Source organism: Paraburkholderia sp. BL17N1 (assembly GCF_003634175.1).
Classification (GTDB): domain Bacteria; phylum Pseudomonadota; class Gammaproteobacteria; order Burkholderiales; family Burkholderiaceae; genus Paraburkholderia.
In genome coordinates this window covers 1,657,461-1,679,019 of the sequence record NZ_RBIW01000001.1, presented here as the reverse complement: position 1 = coordinate 1,679,019, position 21,559 = coordinate 1,657,461, and the positions used below count along the sequence as shown (strand labels likewise).

Sequence of the window (21,559 nt, the reverse complement as noted above, 5' to 3'; positions counted from 1 at the left end):
CCGCTCGATCCATCTCAAAAAATTTATTAACCGACCGGTCGGTTGGCTTATACTGTGCGCACACAGACAACTTCCGCAGAGAGCGTCCCCATGTACACGCAATCCCTGGATATTCCCGGCAATGTCGCCCCGCTAGACGCGGGCGCAGACTCGTCCGAGCAGATGCGGTTCGACGCGGTCATGGCCGCCGACGGCAAGATCGAAGCTCAGGACTGGATGCCTGAGGCCTACCGCAAAACGCTGGTCCGGCAAATCTCGCAGCACGCGCATTCGGAAATCGTCGGCATGCTGCCGGAAGGCAACTGGATCACGCGCGCGCCCAGCCTGAAACGCAAGGCGATTCTGCTTGCCAAAGTGCAGGACGAGGCCGGCCATGGCCTCTATCTATATAGCGCGGCGGAAACGCTCGGTGTGTCGCGCGATCAGCTGATCGCCGCGCTGCACTCTGGCAAAGCCAAATATTCGAGCATTTTCAATTACCCGACACCCACATGGGCGGACGTCGGCGTGATCGGCTGGCTGGTGGACGGCGCGGCGATCATGAACCAGATTCCGCTGTGCCGTTGCACGTATGGCCCGTACGCGCGCGCCATGATCCGCATCTGCAAGGAAGAGTCGTTCCACCAACGGCAGGGCTTCGACGCGCTCATGTCGATGATGGCCGGCACCGAAGCACAGCGCGAACTGGTCCAGCAGGCCGTGAACCGCTGGTGGTGGCCGGTGCTGATGATGTTCGGCCCGAGCGACAAGGATTCGATCCACAGCAACCAGTCGTCGAAATGGGGCATCAAGCGCATTTCGAACGACGATCTGCGCCAGAAATTCGTCGACGCCACCGTCGACCAGGCCAAGGTACTCGGCGTCACGCTGCCCGATCCGGACCTGAAATGGAACGAAGCGCGCGGCCATCACGACTACGGCGACATCGACTGGGAAGAATTCTGGCGCGTGGTGAACGGCGACGGCCCGTGTAACCGCGAGCGTCTCGCCACCCGCGTCAAGGCCCACGACGACGGTGCCTGGGTCCGCGAAGCGGCCCTCGCCCACGCCGAAAAACAGCGCCAGCGCGCACAACAGCACGCCGCTTAACGCGCGCCGCATGCCGGACACAGAATCAGGAGATCTGCAATGAACAAGGAATGGCCGATTTGGGAAGTCTTCGTGCGCAGCAAGCAGGGACTCGATCACAAACACTGCGGCAGCCTGCACGCCGCCGACGCGCCGATGGCGCTGCGCATGGCGCGCGACGTCTACACGCGCCGCCAGGAAGGCGTGAGCATCTGGGTGGTGCCGTCGTCGGCGATTACGGCGTCCGCGCCGGAAGACAAGGCGGAGCTGTTCGAACCGGCGGGCGACAAGATCTACCGCCACCCTACGTTCTACACGCTCCCCGACGAAGTCAACCACATGTAAGCGCGGCCATGACCATCACGCCCCAACATCTTCAGTACGTGCTGCGCCTCGCGGATACCGCGCTGATCCTCGGTCAGCGCAATACCGAATGGTGCGGCCACGGCCCGATCCTCGAAGAGGACATCGCGCTGTCGAACATGAGCCTCGACCTGATCGGCCAGGCGCGGCTGCTGTATACACACGCCGCGTCGCTCGAACAGCAGCTCACCGGCAAAAACCGCACGGAAGACGACTACGCGTACTTTCGCGCCGAGCGCGAGTTTGCCAACTACACGCTCGCCGAGTTGCCGCATGTCGGTCCGCTGTCGGCCACCGCGAAAACCGAGAAGGATTACGCGGTCACGATCGTGCGCAATTTCCTCTACTCGACGCTGATGGCGCATCTGTGGACTGCCCTCACCGCATCCACCGACGAGCAACTGGCGGCGATCGCATCGAAGTCGATCAAGGAAACCAGCTATCACGTGCACCACGCACGCGAGTGGCTGATCCGTTTCGGCGACGGCACCGAGGAATCGCATCGCCGCGCGCAAGCCGCGCTGGACTATCTGGTGCCGTACACGCGGGAGTTCTTTAGCACGGACGCCGTCGAGGAAGGCATTGCGGCAGCCGGCATCGGCCCGCTGACGTCGGACCTCGAAGCAGCGTGGCTCGACGACGTGCGCGCCACGCTCGACGAAGCCACCTTGACACTGCCCGAACCGGTCAAGCACATCACGACCGGCAAGCACGGCGAGCATTCCGAGCACATGGGTTTCGTGCTGGCCGAAATGCAGAGCCTCGCGCGTCAGCATCCCGGCGCAACCTGGTAATCCAACGATGACGACTTCGACGGCCCTCCGCACGACCGACATGACCGACGCCACACTTGAACGCGCATGGGCCGTGCTCGAAACGGTGCCCGATCCGGAGATTCCGGTGGTGTCGATTCGCGAACTCGGCATTTTGCGCGACGTGCGGCGCGCCGCCGACGGCACGCTCGAAGTCGTGATCACGCCGACCTACTCCGGTTGCCCGGCCATGTCGCAGATTGCCGAGGACGTCGCACATGCGCTCGACGTGGCGGACCTCAAGCCTTATCGGATCGCCACGGTGCTCGCGCCGGCCTGGACGACCGACTGGATGACCGCCGACGCGCGCGAAAAATTGCGCGCCTACGGCATCGCGCCGCCCACGGGCAATTGCGGTTCGGCCATGCCCGTACAGGAAAAAGTGATGCGCTTCGTGCCCCGCGCGCTGCCCGCGCCGTCCTGCCCGCGTTGCGGCTCGGCGCACACCGAGCGGCTCGCGCAGTTCGGCTCGACCGCCTGCAAAGCCTTGTACCGCTGCCTCGATTGCCGCGAGCCCTTCGACTACTTCAAACCATACTGATATGGCCACTCCGCAATTTCACCCGCTGCGCATCCGCGAAGTGCGGCCCGAAACCGCCGATTCGGTTTCGGTCGCCTTCGAAGTCCCCGCCGAACTGCGTGACCATTACCGCTTCACGCAAGGCCAGTTCGTCACGCTGAAGACGCATATCGACGGTGAGGAAACGCGCCGTTCGTATTCGATCTGCGTCGGCGTCACCGATTACGACCGCGACGGCGAACTGCGCATCGGCATCAAGCGCGTACGCGGCGGGCGTTTCTCGAACTTTGCCTTCGATACGCTGCAGCCCGGCCACACGATCGACGTGATGACACCGGACGGGCGCTTCTTCACCCATCTGAACGCCGATCAGGGTCAGCAATATCTGGCGTTCTCGGGCGGTTCGGGCATCACGCCGGTGCTGGCCATCATCAAGACGACGCTCGAAGTCGAACCGCGTAGCACCTTCACGCTCGTGTACGGCAACCGTAGCGTCGATCAGATTATGTTCGCGGAAGAGCTCGAAGATCTGAAGAACCGCTTCATGAACCGCTTCGTGCTCTATCACGTGCTGTCCGACGATCTGCAGGACGTCGAGCTATTCAACGGCGTGCTCGATCAGGATAAGTGCGCGGCCTTCATCGAGAATCTGCTGCCGGCCGAGGCGATCGACGAAGCCTTCATTTGCGGCCCGGCTCCGATGATGGACGCCGCCGAAGCCGCGCTGAAAGCCGCCGGCGTGCCATCGGAGAAGGTGCACGTGGAGCGCTTCGGTTCGCCGCTGCCGCAAGCGGGCGTGCCGCTGGTCGAAATCACCGAAGACACGCCTGCCGCCGACCTGGAAATCGTGCTCGACGGCAAACGCCGCAAGCTGCGCCTGCCGTATCAGGGCGTAAGCGTGCTCGATGTCGGCCTGCGCGCCGGTCTCGCGCTGCCATATGCGTGCAAGGGCGGCGTCTGCTGCACCTGCCGCGCGAAGGTGCTGGAAGGCGAAGTGAAGATGGAAAAGAACTACACGCTCGAAGAACACGAAATCCGCGACGGTTTCGTGCTGACGTGCCAATGTCATCCGATCAGCGACCGCGTGGTGGTGAGCTACGACGAACGTTGAGCCGAATGCGGCGGACGAACCTGCTGGACGTCCGCCGCGCTTTGAGCAGGTGCGCGATCCGCTTACACTAGGGGCCGCTCATCGACCGGACACCTGTTCCGGTCGATGAGCGGCCCCTAGTGTTGTTAACCGCCCCACACCACTGCCGATGAGCACGATCCACCTCACCAATGGCGATGTCGCCGCCGAGTCACTGCGCGCCGCGTTGCGGGATGCGGGCCGCGACGAGCGCGTGCACGCGTTGCGCGACGATCTCGCGGTCGGCCCGCTGCGCGGCGTCGACGACGCGCCCGACGTGCGCGCCGACTTCTGGGATCGCGTGAGCGCCGACACGAAGCGCGATTTCCTTAGGGAATTCCGCGAGCAGGCCGCGGCGCTGGAGAATATTGCGCGCGGCGACGCGAATCTGGTGGTCTGGCACGGCGAAAGCGCATCGGATCAGTTGATGCTGCGCCGCGTCTGCTACCACCTGCGCAATAACCCGCAGCGCCTGAACGAAGTGCGTCTGTCGATTCGCGATCTCACCGATCCGGACGCGTGGGCGCACAGCCGCAAAGACCGCGCGACGTCGGTCGGCATGTTTGCGCCGCCCGTGCTGCAATCCCGTCTGGCGGACGCCGCGCCGATCTCGGTGCTGCGCATCAGCCGGCTCGCGCTCGAATGGCAGGAAGTCAAACACGCGAACGGCGAAACGCGGCGCTGGCGCGACAATACGTTCACGAGCGGCAGCTTCGCAGAGCTGGACGCGCTGATTTTCGAGCACGTCACTGAAGACTGGCAGCCCGCCGCGCGCGTTGCCGCCGAATTGATGACGGCCGAACTCGGTTTCCTGGTGAGCGACAGCATTGCGCTGTGGCGCTTCCGGGAACTGGCCGCAACCCGACGCATCAAGCTGCGCGGCGACGCGAACGGCTGGCGCACGCTCGAATTGTGCGCAGCGTTCGCACCCTGTCCACACTAATAGAACAGACGACTATGGCCCGCACCCGAGCGCCCGACCACGAAACTCAGCGCGAGCAGATTCTTGAACTCGCCGCGGCGAAGTTCGCCCAGACCAGCTATCCCAGCACCTCGATGGCCGACCTCGCCGCCGCGAGCGGCACTTCGAAAGCGCGCCTCTACCACTACTACGCGAGCAAGGAAGCGATCCTGTTCGATCTGTTGGACCGCTATACCAAGCGGCTCATGCTGATTATCGCGGAGGTGGAAGGCGCGAGTCAGCGGCGCGGCTTGTCGGAGCGGGAAACCTTCGCCGAGCTGATCCGGGCATTTCTGTCGGAGTATGAGACGTCGCATAGCCGGCACGTCGCGCTGTTGAACGACGTGAAATATCTGGTCGATACCCAGCGCGAAGTGATCCTGAACCGCCAGCGTGACGTGGTGGCGGCTTTTGCGCGGCAGTTGGCGCGCGCCTATCCGGAGCGCGCCACGCGCGACAACCAGACCGCGCTCACCATGATGGTGTTCGGCATGATCAACTGGACCTTCACCTGGCTGAAGCCCGACGGCCGGCTGGGTTACCGTGAATTCGCCGAGCAGGTTGTCGGCATGGTGGACCACGGCTTGAGTTCAAGTGAGGCCTGATTCTGCATTGCAGCAATATACAGACGAAATGACGTGCCGGTGTGATCGATGTGCGACATCGTGTCGCGAACGCTCGTATCATTTATTTATTCTTTAAAATCAAAAGCATAAAAATAGGGCGCAAACTTTTTAGGCACTCCCTTCAAATATTGATACGGGTTTTCCCTAGTGCGCAGTGTGTATCTCCGCTAAAATTGCTTTTGCGGTGCACCACGCCGCTCGACCAAAAGGAGAACCCGACCATGAACTTGACTACACCCCGCGCTGCTGAGCCGATCGTTGCGCATGATCGTTTGATGCAGCCAGCCGGTCGTGCGCCTGCTCTGGTCCGCGAACTCACCGCAGTCGACCGCGAGCGCCTGCTCACCCACTTCCTCGCGCTCGACGAAGACGACCGGCTCCTACGCTTCGGCCAGATCGTGCCGGACCACGTCATCGAAAACTATGTTCGTGCGATCGACTTCAAGCGCGACACCGTCTTCGGCGTCTTCAACAATGAATTGGAGTTGACCGGCGTCGGCCACCTGGCTTATCTGCCGGCCGAAGGCGACAAGCGCACGGCCGAGTTCGGCGTGTCCGTGCTGGAAAGCGTCCGTGGCCAGGGCATCGGCTCGAAGCTGTTCGAACGCGCCGCCATTCGCAGCCGCAATACGCACGTCGGCATGCTGTACATGCACTGCCTGTCGCGCAATTCGACCATGATGCATATCGCGAAGAAGGCAGGCATGAAGATCGAATATGCCTACGGTGAGGCAGACGCGTACCTCACGCTGTCGCCGGCGGATCAATCGAGCATCATCACGGAAATGCTGCAGGAACAGGCTGCCGTGTTCGACTACGCGCTCAAGCGGCAAGCGTGTCGCACATCGAAGCTGTTCGAGTCGTTCATGCCGACGGCTGTCGCAGCCTGAGAGCACCAAGCTTCAGCAAGAACAAAGGGCGGCCACGTGGCCGCCCTTTTTGTTTGCACGCGCCCGCCGCCTCGCACGCGACGCTGACCTCACAAGATCGGCAGCGCGGTCGTCTCCTTAAACTTTTCCAGCGAGAAGCTCGATTTCACGTCGATTACCGACGGATGGTGCAGCAACTGATCCTGCACGAAGCGCGAAAAGTGCGCCATATCCTTCACCTGAACGCGCAGCAAATAATCCATGTCGCCGGTCATTGCGTGACATGCCACCACTTCAGGCCACGTCTGCACCGCCGCGCGAAACAGATCCGCATGAGTGGCGTCGCCGCGCGAACTGAGCGCCGGACCACCGCGCTTTTCCAGTCGCACATTCACATAGGCAAGCAAATCGAGCCCAAGCTGCTGTGCGTCGAGCAGCGCCACATAGCCGCGTATCACGCCGCTCTCTTCCAGCCGACGGATGCGCCGAAGACACGGACTGGGCGATAGATTGATGCGCTCGGCGATCTCCTGATTCGACAGTCGGCCATTCTCCTGAAGAATCGCCAGAATCCGCCTGTCGATGGCGTCTATCTCTGTATTGGCCATTTTCTGCCATCCATTCGAACTGTTGAGCTAGAAACTAGCGTCAGCGTATCGACACGCGATTAAGTTCGCAAGTTTTCGCCGCAGACAGGCCTTTACACTTGCGTCATTCAGTCGCGCAATGGCTCATTCGGCTCGCGCTCATCAGGAGACAGACAATGCAAGTTTCAACCTGGGAAAATCCGCTCGGCACCGACGGCTTCGAGTTCATCGAATACACCGCGCCGGATCCGAAGGCGCTCGGCAAGCTCTTCGAGCAGATGGGCTTCACCGCCGTTGCGCGGCATCGCCATAAAGATGTGACGCTGTATCGCCAAGGGGAAATCAACTTCATTGTCAACGGCGAGCCGGATTCGTTCGCGCAACGCTTCACGCGTTTGCACGGCCCTTCGATCTGCGCGATCGCTTTCCGGGTTCAGGACGCCGCCAAGGCGTACAAGCAAGCAGTGGAAAAAGGCGCCTGGGGCTTCGACAACAAGACCGGCCCGATGGAATTGAACATTCCGGCGATCAAAGGCATTGGCGACTCGCTGATCTATTTCGTCGACCGTTGGCGCGGCAAGAACGGCGCCGAGCCGAACAGCATCGGCAACATCGACATTTACGACGTGGATTTCGAACCCATTGCGGGCGCGAACCCGAATCCGGTCGGCCACGGCCTGACCTACATCGACCACCTGACACACAACGTGCATCGCGGCCGCATGCAGGAATGGGCGGAGTTCTACGAGCGTCTGTTCAACTTCCGCGAAGTGCGTTATTTCGACATCGAAGGCAAGGTGACGGGCGTGAAGTCGAAGGCGATGACCTCGCCGTGCGGCAAGATCCGCATCCCGATCAACGAAGAAGGTTCTGAAACCGCCGGCCAGATTCAGGAATATCTCGACGCGTACCACGGCGAAGGCATTCAGCACATTGCCCTCGGCAGCGACGACATTTACCGCACGGTGGACGGCTTGCGCGCATCGAACATCTCGCTGCTCGACACGATCGACACGTACTACGAGCTGGTCGATCGCCGCGTGCCGAATCATGGCGAGCCGCTCGACGAGTTGCGCAAGCGCAAGATCCTGATCGACGGCGCGCCCGAAGATCTGCTGCTGCAGATTTTCACCGAAAACCAGATCGGTCCGATCTTCTTCGAGATCATTCAGCGCAAGGGGAATCAGGGCTTCGGCGAGGGCAACTTCAAGGCACTGTTCGAATCGATCGAACTGGATCAGATTCGCCGTGGTGTGGTGCAAGACAAAGTCTGACAGCGTGCGCCGCTTCACCAGAGCGGATGCGTGATGCGCAGACCCAATTGAAAAGGGCGAAGATCTCGCGATCTTCGCCCTTTTCGTTGGCGCCGTTGTCTCAAGCGAAACCTTTATGGCTTGACGCAACAACGGCGGGTTACTCAACCGACACACCGCATGCGCGGCGTATCACGAATTCTTGTCTTCCCCGTCGGACTCGATGGATCGCGTGACGCTGCTCATGGCAATACGTGCGGGCGCGACCTGCGCCGTACGGGTTACCGCGTTCGACAGCGCCCCTGCACTGCCCGAATTCGAGCGCACCGGCGCGCTCATGGCAAAAAATGCTGCCGAAACCATCAGGAAGGTCTGGATGTTTCTCGTGTTCATGCGTACTCCTTTTCTGACTGCCCTGTTGTCGTGAAGCTCCACCGAATGCGGAGCGTTGCGCGGACATTGCTCACAGGTGGGGGTTAGACAGGCATTTCGCGCACGGTTCCGCAGATTTGTAGTTTTTACAGCTTGTTACAGGCAATCGCGAGAGCGGTGCGCGAGCGAACAGCGAACCCGCGCGCCGACATTCGCGACAAAAGCGGAAGCCTCGTTCTTCCTAGGCTGCGGCGGGTTTTCACCAGTGCTACCATCACTTAAAACACGTCAATATGACGGCCCCGGCCCTACGCATTCACAAGATGCCGCGGCCCAAAAAAGTTTTGGTGATCCCAAACTGGTTGGAGGAGTACACATAATGAACGCCCCGCTAGACGCAGGTCAGCGAGCCTCGCTCGAAGCCGCGCTATCTTCCGTCACGCTCGACGACAAATACACCCTCGAACGCGGCCGCGCGTACATGAGCGGCATCCAGGCGCTGGTGCGTCTGCCGATGTTGCAGCAGGAACGCGACCGGACCGCCGGACTCAACACCGCCGGCTTCATCTCCGGTTACCGTGGATCGCCACTCGGCGGGCTCGACCAATCCCTGTGGAAGGCGAAACAGCACCTCGCCGCACATCAGGTCGTGTTCCAGCCAGGCGTCAACGAGGACCTCGCGGCCACCGCCGTTTGGGGTTCGCAGCAGGTCAATCTGTACCCGAGCGCCAAATACGACGGCGTGTTCTCGATGTGGTACGGCAAAGGCCCAGGTGTCGACCGTTCCGGCGACGTCTTCAAGCATGGCAATTCGGCCGGTTCGGCGCGCAACGGCGGCGTTCTCGTCCTTGCCGGCGACGACCACGCCGCAAAATCGTCCACGCTCGCGCACCAGTCCGAACACATTTTCAAGGCGTGCGGCCTGCCGGTTCTGTTCCCGTCGAACGTGCAGGAATATCTCGACTTCGGCCTGCACGGCTGGGCAATGAGCCGCTACTCCGGTCTGTGGGTCGCGATGAAATGCGTGACCGATGTGGTCGAGTCGTCGGCATCGGTCGACATCGATCCGCATCGCACAAAGATCATTTTGCCGGAAGACTTCGCGATGCCGGAGGGCGGCTTGAATATCCGCTGGCCGGATCCGCCGCTCGTGCAGGAAGCGCGTCTGCTCGACTACAAGTGGTATGCAGCGCTCGCCTACGTGCGGGCCAACAAGCTCGACCGCGTCGAAATCGATTCGCCGCATGCGCGCTTCGGCATCATGACCGGCGGCAAGGCGTATCTCGACGTGCGTCAGGCGCTGACCGACCTCGGCCTCGACGACGAAACCTGCTCGCGCATCGGCATCCGTCTGTACAAGGTCGGCTGCGTGTGGCCGCTCGAAGCGCAAGGCGCGCAGGCGTTCGCGCGCGGCCTCGACGAAATTCTGGTGGTCGAAGAAAAGCGCCAGATTCTCGAATACGCGATCAAGGAAGAACTGTACAACTGGCCCGACGCGCAGCGTCCGCGCGTGTTCGGCAAGTTCGACGAGAAAGACGGTGCGGGCGGCGAATGGTCGGTGCCGATGGGCAACTGGCTGCTGCCGGCGCACTACGAACTCTCGCCGGCGATCATCGCCAAGGCAATCGCCACGCGGCTCGACAAGTTCGACCTGCCGTCGGACGTGCGCGCTCGCATCGCCACGCGTATCGCGGTGATCGAAGCCAAGGAAAAAGCGCTGGCGCGCCCGCGCGTCGAAGCCGAACGCAAGCCGTGGTTCTGCTCGGGCTGTCCGCACAACACGTCGACCAACGTGCCGGAAGGCTCGCGCGCGATGGCCGGCATCGGCTGCCATTACATGACGGTCTGGATGGACCGCAGCACCAGCACGTTCAGCCAGATGGGCGGCGAAGGCGTGGCGTGGATCGGCCAGGCGCCGTTCAGCAACGACAAGCACGTGTTCGCCAATCTCGGCGACGGCACCTACTTCCACTCCGGCCTGCTGGCGATTCGCGCGGCGATCGCGTCGAAGGCCAACATCACCTACAAGATTCTCTATAACGACGCGGTCGCCATGACCGGCGGCCAGCCGGTCGACGGCGTGCTGACCGTGCCGCAGATCACGCACCAACTCGCCGCCGAAGGCGCGACGAAAATAGTGATCGTCACCGACGAGCCGGAGAAGTACTCGGCGAACGTCGGCCTCGCGCCGGGCATCGACATTCATCACCGCGATAAGCTCGACGAAGTACAGCGCCAACTGCGCGAAGTGTCCGGCACGACGATCCTGATCTACGACCAGACTTGCGCGACGGAGAAACGCCGCCGCAGGAAACGCGGCACGTATCCGGACCCGGCACGCCGCGTCGTGATCAACGAGGCCGTCTGCGAAGGCTGCGGCGATTGCTCGGTGAAGTCGAACTGCCTGTCTGTCGAGCCGCTCGATACCGAGTACGGCACGAAGCGCCAGATCAATCAGTCCACCTGCAACAAGGACTTCTCGTGCGTGACCGGTTTCTGCCCGAGCTTCGTCTCAGTTGAAGGCGGTCAGTTGCGCAAGCCGAAGGCCGCCTCCGGTGTCGCGGGCGACGCGATGCCGCCGGTGCCGGAACCCGAATTACCGTCGATGGAGCGGCCGTATGGCGTGCTGGTGACGGGCGTCGGCGGCACGGGCGTCGTGACGATCGGCGCGCTGCTCGGCATGGCCGCGCATCTGGAGAACAAGGGCGTCACCGTGCTCGACGTCACCGGGCTCGCGCAGAAAGGCGGCGCCGTGATGAGCCACGTGCAGATCGCGAAGAATCCGGCCGATATTCACGCAACCCGTATCGCCATGGGCGAAGCGAGTCTCGTGATCGGCTGCGATGCGATCGTCACAGCCAGCGACGAATGCGTGTCGCGCATGCAGGCCGGCCGCACGCGCGTCGTGTTGAACAGCGCGCATACGCCGACCGCCGAACTCATCAAGAACCCGAACTGGCGCTTCCCGGGCAGCAGCACGGAAGCCGACGTGCGCGCCGCCGCGGGCGACGACGGTGTCGATACGGTCGACGCGAATCACTTCGCGGTCGCGCTGCTCGGCGACGCGATCTATACGAACCCGTTCGTGCTCGGCTACGCATGGCAACGCGGCTGGGTGCCGCTCACGTATCAGTCGCTGATGCGCGCTATCGAGTTGAACAACGTGCAGGTCGAGAAGAACCGCGCGGCGTTCGAATGGGGTCGCCGTGCCGCGCACGATCTGGCCGGCGTTCGCAAGCTCGCGCAATCGCAAGGACGTGGTGCGGCAGCGGAAACGACAAGCAGCAAGATCATCTCGCTGCACACGCCGAAGGCGCTCGACACGCTGATCGACAAACGCGCCGAGTATCTCACCGCGTGGCAGAACAGCGCGTATGCCGACCGTTATCGCGCGCTGGTGTCGCAAGTGCGTGCAGCCGAGTCGGCGCTCGATGCTATCGACGGCCAATTGCCGTTGACCGAAGCAGTCGCGAAGAACCTGCACAAGCTGATGGCCTACAAGGACGAGTACGAAGTCGCGCGTTTGTACAGCGATCCGGCGTTCATCGAAAAGTTGAAGGCGAATTTCGAAGGCGACTGGAAGCTGCACATTCACCTCGCGCCGCCGACGTTCTCGAAGAAAGATGCCAAGGGTCATCTGGTGAAGAAGAAGTACGGCCCGTGGGTTTTCAGCGCGATGCACGTGCTGGCCCGCTTCAAGTTCCTGCGCGGCACCACGCTCGATGTGTTCGGCAAGACGGAGGAGCGTCGTACCGAACGTGCGTTGATCGGCGAGTATGAAGCGCTGGTGCGCGAACTGATCGCCGGCCTGACTGCGCAGAATCGCGAGTTGGCCATCGAACTGGCGAATCTGCCGGACGGCATCCGCGGCTATGGTCACGTGAAGGAAAACAACCTGAAGGGCGTGCGCGTCAAATGGAACGAGTTGCTCGCGCGGTGGCGTTCGCCTGAGGCTGGCACGACGCAACACGCGGCGTGATCGTAATGGCTTGACCGACTTGCCGGTCTGAAAACAGAAAGGCGGCTGTCCTCGCGGACAGTCGCCTTTTTTATGTGTTGTGAAACGTGACGCGTGAAGCTGGTGCAACGACAGCGCCAATAAAAAAGCCACGGAAACGACATCCGTGGCTTTCTCGCAGATTCGTCGCGACGCCTCGACGAGAGGCGCCGCTCCGATTCTCAAAGCATCCGCATTACTTCGCGTTCACTGCCTTGCGTGCGTTGGCCGAAGCCACTGCCGTCATGTTGATGATCCGGCGCACGGTCGCAGCCGGCGTCAGGATGTGCACCGGCTTTTCCGCGCCCAGCAGGAACGGACCGACCGTCACGCCTTCGCCGCCGATCATCTTCAGCAGGTTGTACGTGATGTTCGCCGCTTCCACATTCGGCATGATCAACAGGTTGGCTTCGCCGGTCAGCGTCGTGCCCGGGAACGCAGCCTTGCGCACCGCTTCCGACAGTGCCGCATCGCCATGCATCTCACCGTCGATCTCGAGCGAGGGCGCGCGTTCGGTAATCAGCTTGCGAGCCGCCGCCATGCGTTGCGACGACGACGACGGTGCGCTGCCGAAGTTCGAGTTCGACAGCAGCGCTACCTTCGGCGTGATACCGAACTTCTCCATCTCACCCGCGGCCAGCATCGTCATATCGGCAAGTTGCTCGGCGGTCGGCGTTTCGTTCACGTACGTATCGCAGATGAACAGATTGCGGCCCGGCAGCATCAGCAGATTCATCGCGGCGAAGTTCTGCACGTTGTCCGCCTTGCCCAGCACCTGCTCGATGAACTTCAGATGCGCGTGGTACTGGCCGATCATGCCGCAGATCATGCCGTCCGCTTCGCCAAGGCGCACGAGGATCGCGCCGATCAGCGTGTTGAACTTGCGCATCGCGGCCTTCGCCACGTCCGGCGTCACGCCTTCGCGCGCGCCAAGTTCGTGATAAGCCTGCCAGGATTTCTGATAGCGCGGATCGTCTTCCGGATCGACGATTTCGAAGTCGTCGCCGCACTTGAGCTTCGAGCCCATCTTCTTCAGACGCATCTCGATCACCGACGGACGGCCGACCAGAATCGGCTTGGCGATCTTTTCCAGCAGCACGAATTGCGCGGCGCGCAGCACGCGCTCGTCTTCACCTTCGGCGAACACGATACGCGCCGGCTCCGACTTGGCGGCCGCGAACACCGGGCGCATCACCATGCCCGTGCGATACACCGTCGTGCCGAGCTCTTCGCGATACGCGTCCATGTCCTTGATCGGACGGGTCGCGACGCCCGAATCCATCGCCGCTTGCGCGACAGCCGGCGCGATCTTGATGATCAGGCGCGGATCGAACGGCTTCGGAATCAGATACTCGGGGCCGAATTCCAGCGAGTGGCCTTCGTATGCCTTCGCGACTTCATCGCCCTGATCGGTTTCTTCGGCAAGCTCGGCAATCGCGCGCACGCAGGCGAGCTTCATTTCTTCCGTGATCGTGGTCGCGCCGACATCCAGCGCGCCGCGGAAGATGAAGGGGAAGCACAACACGTTGTTGACCTGGTTCGGATAGTCCGAACGGCCGGTCGCGATGATGCAGTCCGGGCGAACCTTCTTGGCGTCTTCCGGGCGAATCTCCGGTTCCGGATTGGCCAGCGCGAGAATGAGCGGTTGCGTGCCCATTTCGGCGACCATCTCCGGCTTGAGCACGCCGGCGCTCGAGCAGCCGAGGAACACATCGGCGCCGCGGATCGCGTCAGCCAGCGTGCGTGCCTCGGTGTTCGCCGCGTAACGTTCCTTCGAGGGATCGAGGTTGCCGCGGCCTTCGTAGATCACGCCCTTGGAGTCGGTGACGAGAACGTTCTTCTTCGACAGGCCCAGGTTCACCAGCAGGTCCAGACACGCAATCGCGGCGGCGCCCGCGCCCGAACACACCAGCTTCACTTCGTCGAGCTTCTTGCCCACCACTTTCAGGCCGTTCAGGATCGCCGCCGAAGCGATGATCGCGGTGCCGTGCTGATCGTCGTGGAAGACCGGAATCTTCATACGCTCGCGCAGCTTCTTCTCGATGTAGAAGCACTCGGGCGCCTTGATGTCTTCGAGGTTGATGCCGCCGAGCGTGGGCTCCAGCATCGCGATGGCTTCGACCAGCTTGTCCGGATCGGACTCGGCGAGTTCGATGTCGAACACGTCGATGCCCGCGAACTTCTTGAACAGGCAACCCTTGCCTTCCATCACCGGCTTCGCGGCGAGCGGACCGATGTTGCCGAGGCCGAGCACGGCGGTGCCATTCGTGATCACGCCGACCAGGTTGCCGCGCGAGGTGTACTTCTGCGCGTCGAGCGGCTCGTCGTAGATCGCCATACAGGCCGCGGCGACGCCCGGCGAGTAAGCCAGCGACAGATCGAGCTGGTTCGATAGCGGCTTGGTGGGCGTGACCGAAATCTTGCCGGGTTTCGGATTCTGGTGGTATGCGAGAGCGCTTTGCTTAAGTTGTTCGTCCATTTTTTGGCCTGCGAGACGTAAGTAATTGGGCCCGGCACACCGCACCGTCAGCGTCGCGTGCATCTATCGAATGGATAATCGATTGAGGCGGTTTTCGCTTGCGCCGGTTGGGCGCCGCGTCGAACCTCGCCGGAGGACAGGACGATGCGGAGTGCTTCGCGGGTCGGTTAGTGTACACCCCGAACGAGACGATGCACTGACCGGTTAACCATGCTCACCATCGGCGAAACAGCGCGTACGCATTGCTGCGGCGCCGCATTCGACGGCCTCGTTGCGGCTTGTCATTCGCAGGTCATGGACCGGCCGTTCGCACTCACTCGAGCTCGGCGCCGCGTCGTTCGGGAATCAGGAATAGTGTCGCCAAGATGTCGAGCAGGTAAATCGAAGCGAGCAAAGCGAGCGCCGCGCCGAACGAATAGCGCGCGGCCAAGGCGCCCACCACCACCGGTCCGAAACCGCCCACCGCGCGGCCGGCATTGAACAGCACGTTCTGCGCAGTGGCGCGCGCATCGGTCGGATAAAGCTCGGAGATCAGCGCACCGTAACCGCCGATCATGCCGTTGACGAACACGCCCATCGCCGCCCCGCCTATCAGTAGCGCCGTCGGCGTGCTCAGGTGAGCGTAGACGAACACCATCACCATCGCGCCCGCCTGATAGAACAGGAATGTCGGCTTGCGGCCGAAGCGGTCGGCGGCGATGCCGAACAGCCAGATGCCGCACGCCATGCCGAGAATTGTCGCGGCGGTCCACAGTCCGGATTTGGTCAGCGAATAGCCGAAGGTTTTGGACAGATAGCTCGGCAGCCAGATCATCAGACCGTAATAGCCAAAGTTCTGGACCGAACAGAGAATCGCCACGCCAATGCTCGCGCGCGTGGTGCGACGGTCCGCCACCAGCAATTTCAACGGCGGCTTGCGCATGCCGCGCGCCACGCGCTCGGTAAAGAGCGCCGGTTCTTCGACGCGGCGCCGCACGAAGAACGACACCACCGCCGGCAACAGACCGAGCGCAAACATGCCGCGCCAGCCGATCACCGGCAACAGCATCGGCGTCAGCAATGCCGCCGCCAACACGCCGAGTTGCCACCCCAAGCCGACATACGACGACACGCGCGCCCGCTGCGACGCCGGCCACGCTTCGGCCACCAGCGTCATACCGATGCCGAACTCGCCGCCGAGCCCGATTCCGGCAATGGTCCGGTACGCCAGCAGATCGGCATAGCCTTGCGCCAGCGCGCATAAGCCGGTGAACACGGCAAAGATCAGAATCGTCCAAGTCAGCATGCGCACGCGGCCAAAATAGTCGCTCAGCACGCCGAAGATCAACCCGCCCGCCACCGCGCCGATCAGCGTCCAGGTGACAAGCGAGCCGGCCTGCGCCGAACTCAGATGCAGATCGGCGGCAATCACTGGCAGCATGAAGCCGAGGATCAGCAGATCGAAGCCGTCCATCGCGTAGCCGAGCACCGAGGCGATCAACGCCCGGCCGGCATAGCCATTTCTCACGGATGCGCGGGCTTCGGCGGCGGAGGGAGCAAGGTTCATTGAAAGCATTCCGTAGGTCGAATGGGCGGCAACGGCGGCAAGCGCCCAAGAAATTCGCGCGAGTGTAAAGGCGCCCCCAACGGCCCACAAGCGAACCAAAAAGCACTCGTCGAGGCGAGCGCCCAACGCGGCCCGTCGGTCCCCGGCAAGCTCGCGCGAGGCGTCCGTTATGACCGTCATTCGCCGCCGCCACGCACGAGAGGCTCCTCGGAAGGGCCTGTTTCGGGTAAAATGTCGGCCTACGCGCGCAGCAAAAACCGGCCTGCACTCCACTGACCGGCCGCGTATTCCGCCCAGCATGGCGCGGAATACCACGCTTGCTGCGCCACCGGGCCCCGCGCCCGCTTCTCCCCGCTCACACCCAAGGATCCGCCCATGACAGGCTTCGATCGCCAGACGATCTCCGACACGACCGCCAAAATGCTGCTCGAAGTGCAAGCCGTGCACTTCAACGCGGAGAAACCGTACATTTTCACGTCCGGCTGGGCGAGCCCGGTTTATATCGATTGCCGCAAGCTGATCTCGTATCCGCGCGTGCGCCGCGGCCTGATGGAAATGGCCGAGACCACGATCCTGCGCGACGTCGGCTATGAGCAGATCGACGCGGTCGCCGGCGGCGAAACCGCCGGCATCCCGTTCGCGGCATGGCTGTCCGATCGCCTGATGGTGCCCATGCAATACGTGCGCAAGAAGCCGAAGGGTTTCGGCCGTAACGCGCAGATCGAAGGCCTGCTGACCGAAGGTCAACGCGTGCTGCTGGTCGAAGACCTGACCACGGACAGCCGCAGCAAGATCAACTTCATCAACGCGCTGCGCACCGCCGGCGCCACGGTGAACCACTGCTTCGTGCTGTTCCACTACAACATCTTCAAGGAAAGCGTGTCCGTACTGAAAGACATCGACGTCGATCTGCACGCGCTTGCCACGTGGTGGGACGTGTTGCGCGTCGCGAAGGAAAACAAGTACTTCGACACCAAGACGCTCGACGAAGTGGAAAAATTCCTGCACGCACCGGCTGAGTGGTCGGCGGCGCACGGCGGCGCAACCTCCACGCCGCAGTAAGCTTCGCCGCCTCGCGCGGATCGAATAAAAAGGGCGCCTGTCTTAACGACAGGCGCCCTTTTCTATTTTTGCCTTAGGCCTCGCGTGCGACCTTAAGACGCTCCGCTGTTGTCTTCGGTGGAATGCGACGACAGGTTCAGCAAGCCATTGCTCTGCGCGTACTGGAACAGTTCGGAATCCCGTTCGATGCCGAGCTTGCGCATGGCGGTGTTCTTCTGCGTGCTGATGGTCTTGATGCTGCGGTTAAGGTGCTCCGAGATCTCCTTGATCGTCATGCCCGACACGAACAGGCGCACCACTTCCAGCTCGCGTTTCGACAACATCACTTCGTCGTTCTTGCCACCCGCATTCATGCGCAATGTATCGAGCGAGGCTTTCACCGACGGGCTCATATATTCCAGGTTGCGGCTGACGTGCTGCACCGCGAGCCCGATGTGGCTGAGATCGTCCGACTTGTTGACGACGGATGTGACGCCGAGTTCGCTCAGCCGCTTGAGCAACGCAGCGTTCTCGAGCATCGTCAGGACGACGATGGGAAGCTTGGGAAAATTGCGGCGCAGATAGCCGATCAGCGGCAAACCGTCGCCGTATTGACCGCCGGGCATTGCCAGATCCGTGACGAGCACGTCACAGGCAATGGTCTGCAGCACCTTGATCAACTCGGTTGACTGCCGCGCACGCGCGACGACCTGTAGACCGGGAAACTTGAGCAAAGCCTGTTCGGCGCCGAACAAAATAACCGGATGGTCGTCAGCGACCACAACCCTGACTGGATCTTGCATTGCCCTCCCCTCGACAGATGAACCACTCTGCAAAACTTCCGACATGTCTTATGTATTCTAGATGCTGAAACGGGTAAGGGCGCGGGCTGCCTCCGCGCGGAAAATTCCTCCGACTATAGCCGATTCTGGTCTGCAAATTCCACCAGGCGGCAACAATGATGCGTCGTAGAGCTAATGTTAGACTTGGATCGACCTTGAGGCACAAAATAGGGACAATAACCATCGCGAGGATAACCGCCTCGCGCCCTCACAGGAGAACCGGCACATGCGCTCGCGTTGCCTGGTTGTTTCGATTGCTTCGCCGTTCCGCCGTCTGCCGTCGTTCCCCTGCGCCATGCTGGGCCTCGCACTTTTGGCTGCGCATGGGCCTCATGCTCTTGCCGAAGGCGCGTTTGCGCTGACCAGCGCGAGCTTCCACGCGGGCGGCACCGTGGCGGACGCTCAAGTTTTCAATCAGGACGACTGCAAAGGCGGCAACCGCTCACCGCAGCTTTCGTGGCACGACGCGCCGCCCGGCACGCGCGGCTTCGCGATCACCATGTTCGATCAGGATGCGCCGGGCCGCGGCTGGTGGCACTGGTCGGTGGCGGGCATTCCCGCCACGGTCAACAGCTTGCCGGAAAACGCCAGTTCTTCCGGCTTCCTCAGCAAACTCGGCGCGGTCGAAGCACGCAACGACTTCGATACCGACGGCTATGGCGGTCCCTGTCCGCCGCCGGGCAAGCCGCATCGCTACATCATCACCGTTTATGCACTCAGCACCGTCGACCTGCGCCTTGCCCAAGGCCGTCCCGCGCTGATGTTCGATCATGAGATCGGCACCACCACGCTCGGCTTTGCGCGGATGGTGGTCAATTACGGGCGCTGATTGCGCCCTCGCGGCGCAGCCGGTCGCATGCAAACTGCGCCGCCGCGGCTGGCGTACGGCTTGCGTCGTATTGCCGCCCGCGCGGGAATTCAGTCATCGGCGCACGCTAAGGTGCGGCCTGGCAGGGTGCGGCGTGCTCACCGTCGCGGCACCGCCGCGGGTGCGCACCACTGCCGTGCTCGACCCATCCTCTTTCACTTTGCTGGAGCGTCTCATGTCGAAGATCGTCATCGTTTATCACAGCGGCTACGGCCACACGAAGAAAGCCGCCGAGTCCGTGCTGGCTGGCGCCCTCGAAGCCGGCGCGGACGCGAAACTGTTGCCGGTCGGCGAGATCGACGATGCAGCGTGGGCCGAACTGGCTGCGGCCGACGCCATCATCTTCGGCGCGCCGACCTACATGGGCGGCCCTTCCGCCGACTTCAAGAAATTCGCCGATGCAAGTTCGAAGCCGTGGCTCGAGCAGGCGTGGAAGGACAAGATCGCGGCCGGCTTCACCAACTCCGCGACCATGAACGGCGACAAGTTCTCGACGATCCAGTACTTCGTCACGCTGGCCATGCAGCACGGCATGATCTGGGCAGGCACCGGCATGATGCCGTCCAACACCAAGGCGGCGACTCGCAACGACCTGAACTATGTGGGCGGCTCGACCGGCCTGCTCACCCAGTCACCGGCCGACGCTTCGCCAGAAGAAGCGCCGCCCACCGGCGATCTCGAAACAGCGCGGATGTTCGGCGCACGCGTGGCCGCGGTCACGGCGCGCTGGATCGCCGCGGCCCACTGAGGCCCGGACTGCCGCGATCCGGCCGGCATCGGCTTGCATCTACCGCACAACAGGTCACGCCGATGTCATGTTCGGCGCGCATCGTCGTTTTTTCACCCCTTTTGCGCGTCCGGCGTCATCACGTCATAAAATGACGTTCCGGCGCGGTGTCGCGCCCCGTTTCCAGCAAGCCAGTGAGAGCGAGATGAGCACGAAAGTTTTTGTCGACGGACAGGAAGGCACGACCGGACTGAAGATTTTTGAATACCTGTCGCAACGCGCCGACGTAAAGATCCTGCGTATCGAAGAAGCGAAGCGCAAGGACCTCGAAGAGCGCCGTCGTCTCATCAACGCGTCGGACGTCACGTTCCTGTGCCTGCCGGATGTCGCCTCGCGCGAATCCGCTTCGCTGGTCCAGAACGATCGCACGGTGCTGATCGATGCCAGCACCGCGTTCCGCACGTCCGCCGACTGGGCTTACGGCCTGCCCGAACTAGCCCGCTCGCAACGCGAGCGTCTGCGCACGGCGAAACGCATTGCCGTGCCGGGCTGCCATGCTTCGGCCTTCGTGCTCGCCATGCGTCCGTTGGTCGAGGCCGGCGTGGTGGCGCCCGAGTTCGCTGCGCACGCTTACTCGATCACCGGCTACAGCGGCGGCGGCAAGAAAATGATTGCCGACTACGAAGCCGGCGGCAACGACAAGCTCAAGAGCCCGCGTCCGTACGCGCTCGGTCTCACGCACAAGCATCTGCCGGAAATGGCCGCGCATACCGGCCTGAAGTCGGCGCCGATCTTTACGCCGATCGTCGGCGATTTCTATAAGGGTCTCGCGGTCACCACCTTCTTCTCGCCGAACCAGTTGGCGAAGAAAGCCACGCCGCAGGACGTGCAGGCGCTGTTCGCCGAGTACTACGCGGGCGAGGCGTTCGTGCACGTCGCACCGTTCGACGCGGAAGCGAACCTCGACAGCGGCTTCTTCGACGTGCAGGCGAACAACGATACGAACCGGGTCGACCTGTTCGTATTCGGCAATGAAGAACGCTTCGTGACCGTCGCGCGTCTGGACAATCTGGGCAAGGGCGCGTCGGGCGCGGCGATCCAGTGCATGAACCTCGCGATCGGCGCCGCTGAGGAAAGCGGCTTGAAACGCTAATCAGGTTGCAATTGCGGACGGTAATTCGCCGTCAATCAATTGAAAGGCCGGTCTGCAGCAGACCGGCCTTTTTGTTTTAAATACGCACCATTCAAAATCCCCTTTCCGCGATTAATCAGTACTAGCCCGTATTTCTTAAAAAATAAAAATCGGACTATCCAACAATTCGCCGGTAATTCATTCCGAATATCGACGCAGGGCGCATAGTTTTCCGCCTAGGGAAACTCCGGATTTTTTCGCGAACGGTCGTTCGCAGATGATAGAGCCATTTTGCCCGAAGCCTTACCTGGAAAGGGAGTGCGACGAAACAACGTTGCCGCCATTCAGGCCAAAAATCCTTTTCCGT

19 protein-coding genes are annotated in these 21,559 nt (G+C 62.2%); 14 read left to right on the top strand and 5 right to left on the bottom strand.

Annotation, left to right across the window (positions count from 1 at the left end):
* Window positions 1-90: 90 nt before the first annotated feature.
* The 8 genes from paaA (at window position 91) to B0G82_RS07335 (ending at window position 6,369) form a co-directional block, all read left to right on the top strand.
* Window positions 91-1,089 carry a 1,2-phenylacetyl-CoA epoxidase subunit PaaA gene (gene paaA / locus B0G82_RS07370; RefSeq protein ID WP_116143825.1) on the top strand — a complete coding sequence of 333 codons (999 nt, stop codon included), beginning with the start codon at window positions 91-93 and terminating at the stop codon, window positions 1,087-1,089.
* A 39-nt stretch (window positions 1,090-1,128) separates the two neighbouring features.
* The gene (gene paaB, locus B0G82_RS07365; protein WP_007179854.1) at window positions 1,129-1,413 is read left to right on the top strand and encodes a 1,2-phenylacetyl-CoA epoxidase subunit PaaB; all 285 of its coding nucleotides are present in this window, start codon (window positions 1,129-1,131) and stop codon (window positions 1,411-1,413) included.
* Window positions 1,414-1,421: 8 nt separating this feature from the next.
* The gene (paaC, locus tag B0G82_RS07360; RefSeq protein ID WP_106286038.1) at window positions 1,422-2,225 is read left to right on the top strand and encodes a 1,2-phenylacetyl-CoA epoxidase subunit PaaC; all 804 of its coding nucleotides are present in this window, start codon (window positions 1,422-1,424) and stop codon (window positions 2,223-2,225) included.
* Between the two features lie 7 nt (window positions 2,226-2,232).
* Window positions 2,233-2,784, top strand: coding sequence for a 1,2-phenylacetyl-CoA epoxidase subunit PaaD (paaD, locus tag B0G82_RS07355; RefSeq protein ID WP_121307068.1), 552 nt, complete (start codon window positions 2,233-2,235; stop codon window positions 2,782-2,784).
* Window position 2,785: 1 nt separating this feature from the next.
* Entirely contained in the window at window positions 2,786-3,874 is a 1,089-nt protein-coding gene (paaE, locus tag B0G82_RS07350; protein WP_121307067.1) for a 1,2-phenylacetyl-CoA epoxidase subunit PaaE, read from the top strand.
* A 148-nt stretch (window positions 3,875-4,022) separates the two neighbouring features.
* Window positions 4,023-4,835: a DUF1835 domain-containing protein gene (locus B0G82_RS07345; RefSeq protein WP_121307066.1), complete on the top strand. Its 813-nt coding sequence runs from the start codon at window positions 4,023-4,025 to the stop codon at window positions 4,833-4,835.
* A 14-nt stretch (window positions 4,836-4,849) separates the two neighbouring features.
* Window positions 4,850-5,458, top strand: a complete 609-nt coding sequence (locus B0G82_RS07340) for a TetR/AcrR family transcriptional regulator (protein WP_121307065.1) — start codon at window positions 4,850-4,852, stop codon at window positions 5,456-5,458.
* A gap of 242 nt (window positions 5,459-5,700) precedes the next feature.
* Complete coding sequence (locus B0G82_RS07335; RefSeq protein WP_121307064.1) at window positions 5,701-6,369, top strand: GNAT family protein; 669 nt, start codon at window positions 5,701-5,703, stop codon at window positions 6,367-6,369.
* Between the two features lie 89 nt (window positions 6,370-6,458).
* Here B0G82_RS07335 and B0G82_RS07330 read toward each other — a convergent pair whose 3' ends face one another.
* Complete coding sequence (locus B0G82_RS07330; protein ID WP_116118452.1) at window positions 6,459-6,956, bottom strand: Lrp/AsnC family transcriptional regulator; 498 nt, start codon at window positions 6,954-6,956, stop codon at window positions 6,459-6,461.
* Between the two features lie 155 nt (window positions 6,957-7,111).
* Here B0G82_RS07330 and hppD point away from each other — a divergent pair, with 155 nt between their 5' ends.
* On the top strand, window positions 7,112-8,209 hold the full coding sequence (gene hppD, locus B0G82_RS07325; RefSeq protein WP_121307063.1) for a 4-hydroxyphenylpyruvate dioxygenase: 1,098 nt from the start codon (window positions 7,112-7,114) through the stop codon (window positions 8,207-8,209).
* Between the two features lie 171 nt (window positions 8,210-8,380).
* Here the strand turns inward: hppD and B0G82_RS07320 are convergent, their stop codons facing one another.
* Window positions 8,381-8,581 (bottom strand): hypothetical protein, encoded by a 201-nt coding sequence (locus B0G82_RS07320; protein WP_106286046.1) that lies wholly within the window; start codon window positions 8,579-8,581, stop codon window positions 8,381-8,383.
* Between the two features lie 358 nt (window positions 8,582-8,939).
* Between B0G82_RS07320 and B0G82_RS07315 the strand changes: the two genes are divergently transcribed.
* Complete coding sequence (locus tag B0G82_RS07315) at window positions 8,940-12,539, top strand: indolepyruvate ferredoxin oxidoreductase family protein (RefSeq protein WP_121307062.1); 3,600 nt, start codon at window positions 8,940-8,942, stop codon at window positions 12,537-12,539.
* A gap of 214 nt (window positions 12,540-12,753) precedes the next feature.
* On the opposite strand, the gene B0G82_RS07310 is transcribed toward B0G82_RS07315, so the two are convergent.
* Window positions 12,754-15,036: an NADP-dependent malic enzyme gene (locus B0G82_RS07310; RefSeq protein WP_106286048.1), complete on the bottom strand. Its 2,283-nt coding sequence runs from the start codon at window positions 15,034-15,036 to the stop codon at window positions 12,754-12,756.
* Window positions 15,037-15,349: 313 nt separating this feature from the next.
* Window positions 15,350-16,582, bottom strand: a complete 1,233-nt coding sequence (locus tag B0G82_RS07305) for an MFS transporter (protein ID WP_121307061.1) — start codon at window positions 16,580-16,582, stop codon at window positions 15,350-15,352.
* A gap of 375 nt (window positions 16,583-16,957) precedes the next feature.
* On the opposite strand from B0G82_RS07305, the gene B0G82_RS07300 reads away from it, so the two are divergent.
* Window positions 16,958-17,644, top strand: coding sequence for an orotate phosphoribosyltransferase (locus B0G82_RS07300; RefSeq protein WP_007179868.1), 687 nt, complete (start codon window positions 16,958-16,960; stop codon window positions 17,642-17,644).
* A 92-nt stretch (window positions 17,645-17,736) separates the two neighbouring features.
* Here B0G82_RS07300 and B0G82_RS07295 read toward each other — a convergent pair whose 3' ends face one another.
* Window positions 17,737-18,426 carry a response regulator gene (locus B0G82_RS07295; RefSeq protein ID WP_106286050.1) on the bottom strand — a complete coding sequence of 230 codons (690 nt, stop codon included), beginning with the start codon at window positions 18,424-18,426 and terminating at the stop codon, window positions 17,737-17,739.
* A gap of 265 nt (window positions 18,427-18,691) precedes the next feature.
* On the opposite strand from B0G82_RS07295, the gene B0G82_RS07290 reads away from it, so the two are divergent.
* From B0G82_RS07290 to argC, 3 genes are all read left to right on the top strand, one after another.
* The gene (locus B0G82_RS07290; protein WP_121307060.1) at window positions 18,692-19,294 is read left to right on the top strand and encodes a YbhB/YbcL family Raf kinase inhibitor-like protein; all 603 of its coding nucleotides are present in this window, start codon (window positions 18,692-18,694) and stop codon (window positions 19,292-19,294) included.
* 214 nt (window positions 19,295-19,508) lie between these two features.
* Window positions 19,509-20,081: a flavodoxin family protein gene (locus B0G82_RS07285; protein WP_116143809.1), complete on the top strand. Its 573-nt coding sequence runs from the start codon at window positions 19,509-19,511 to the stop codon at window positions 20,079-20,081.
* 184 nt (window positions 20,082-20,265) lie between these two features.
* On the top strand, window positions 20,266-21,213 hold the full coding sequence (gene argC / locus B0G82_RS07280) for an N-acetyl-gamma-glutamyl-phosphate reductase (RefSeq protein WP_121308636.1): 948 nt from the start codon (window positions 20,266-20,268) through the stop codon (window positions 21,211-21,213).
* Window positions 21,214-21,559: the final 346 nt, after the last annotated feature.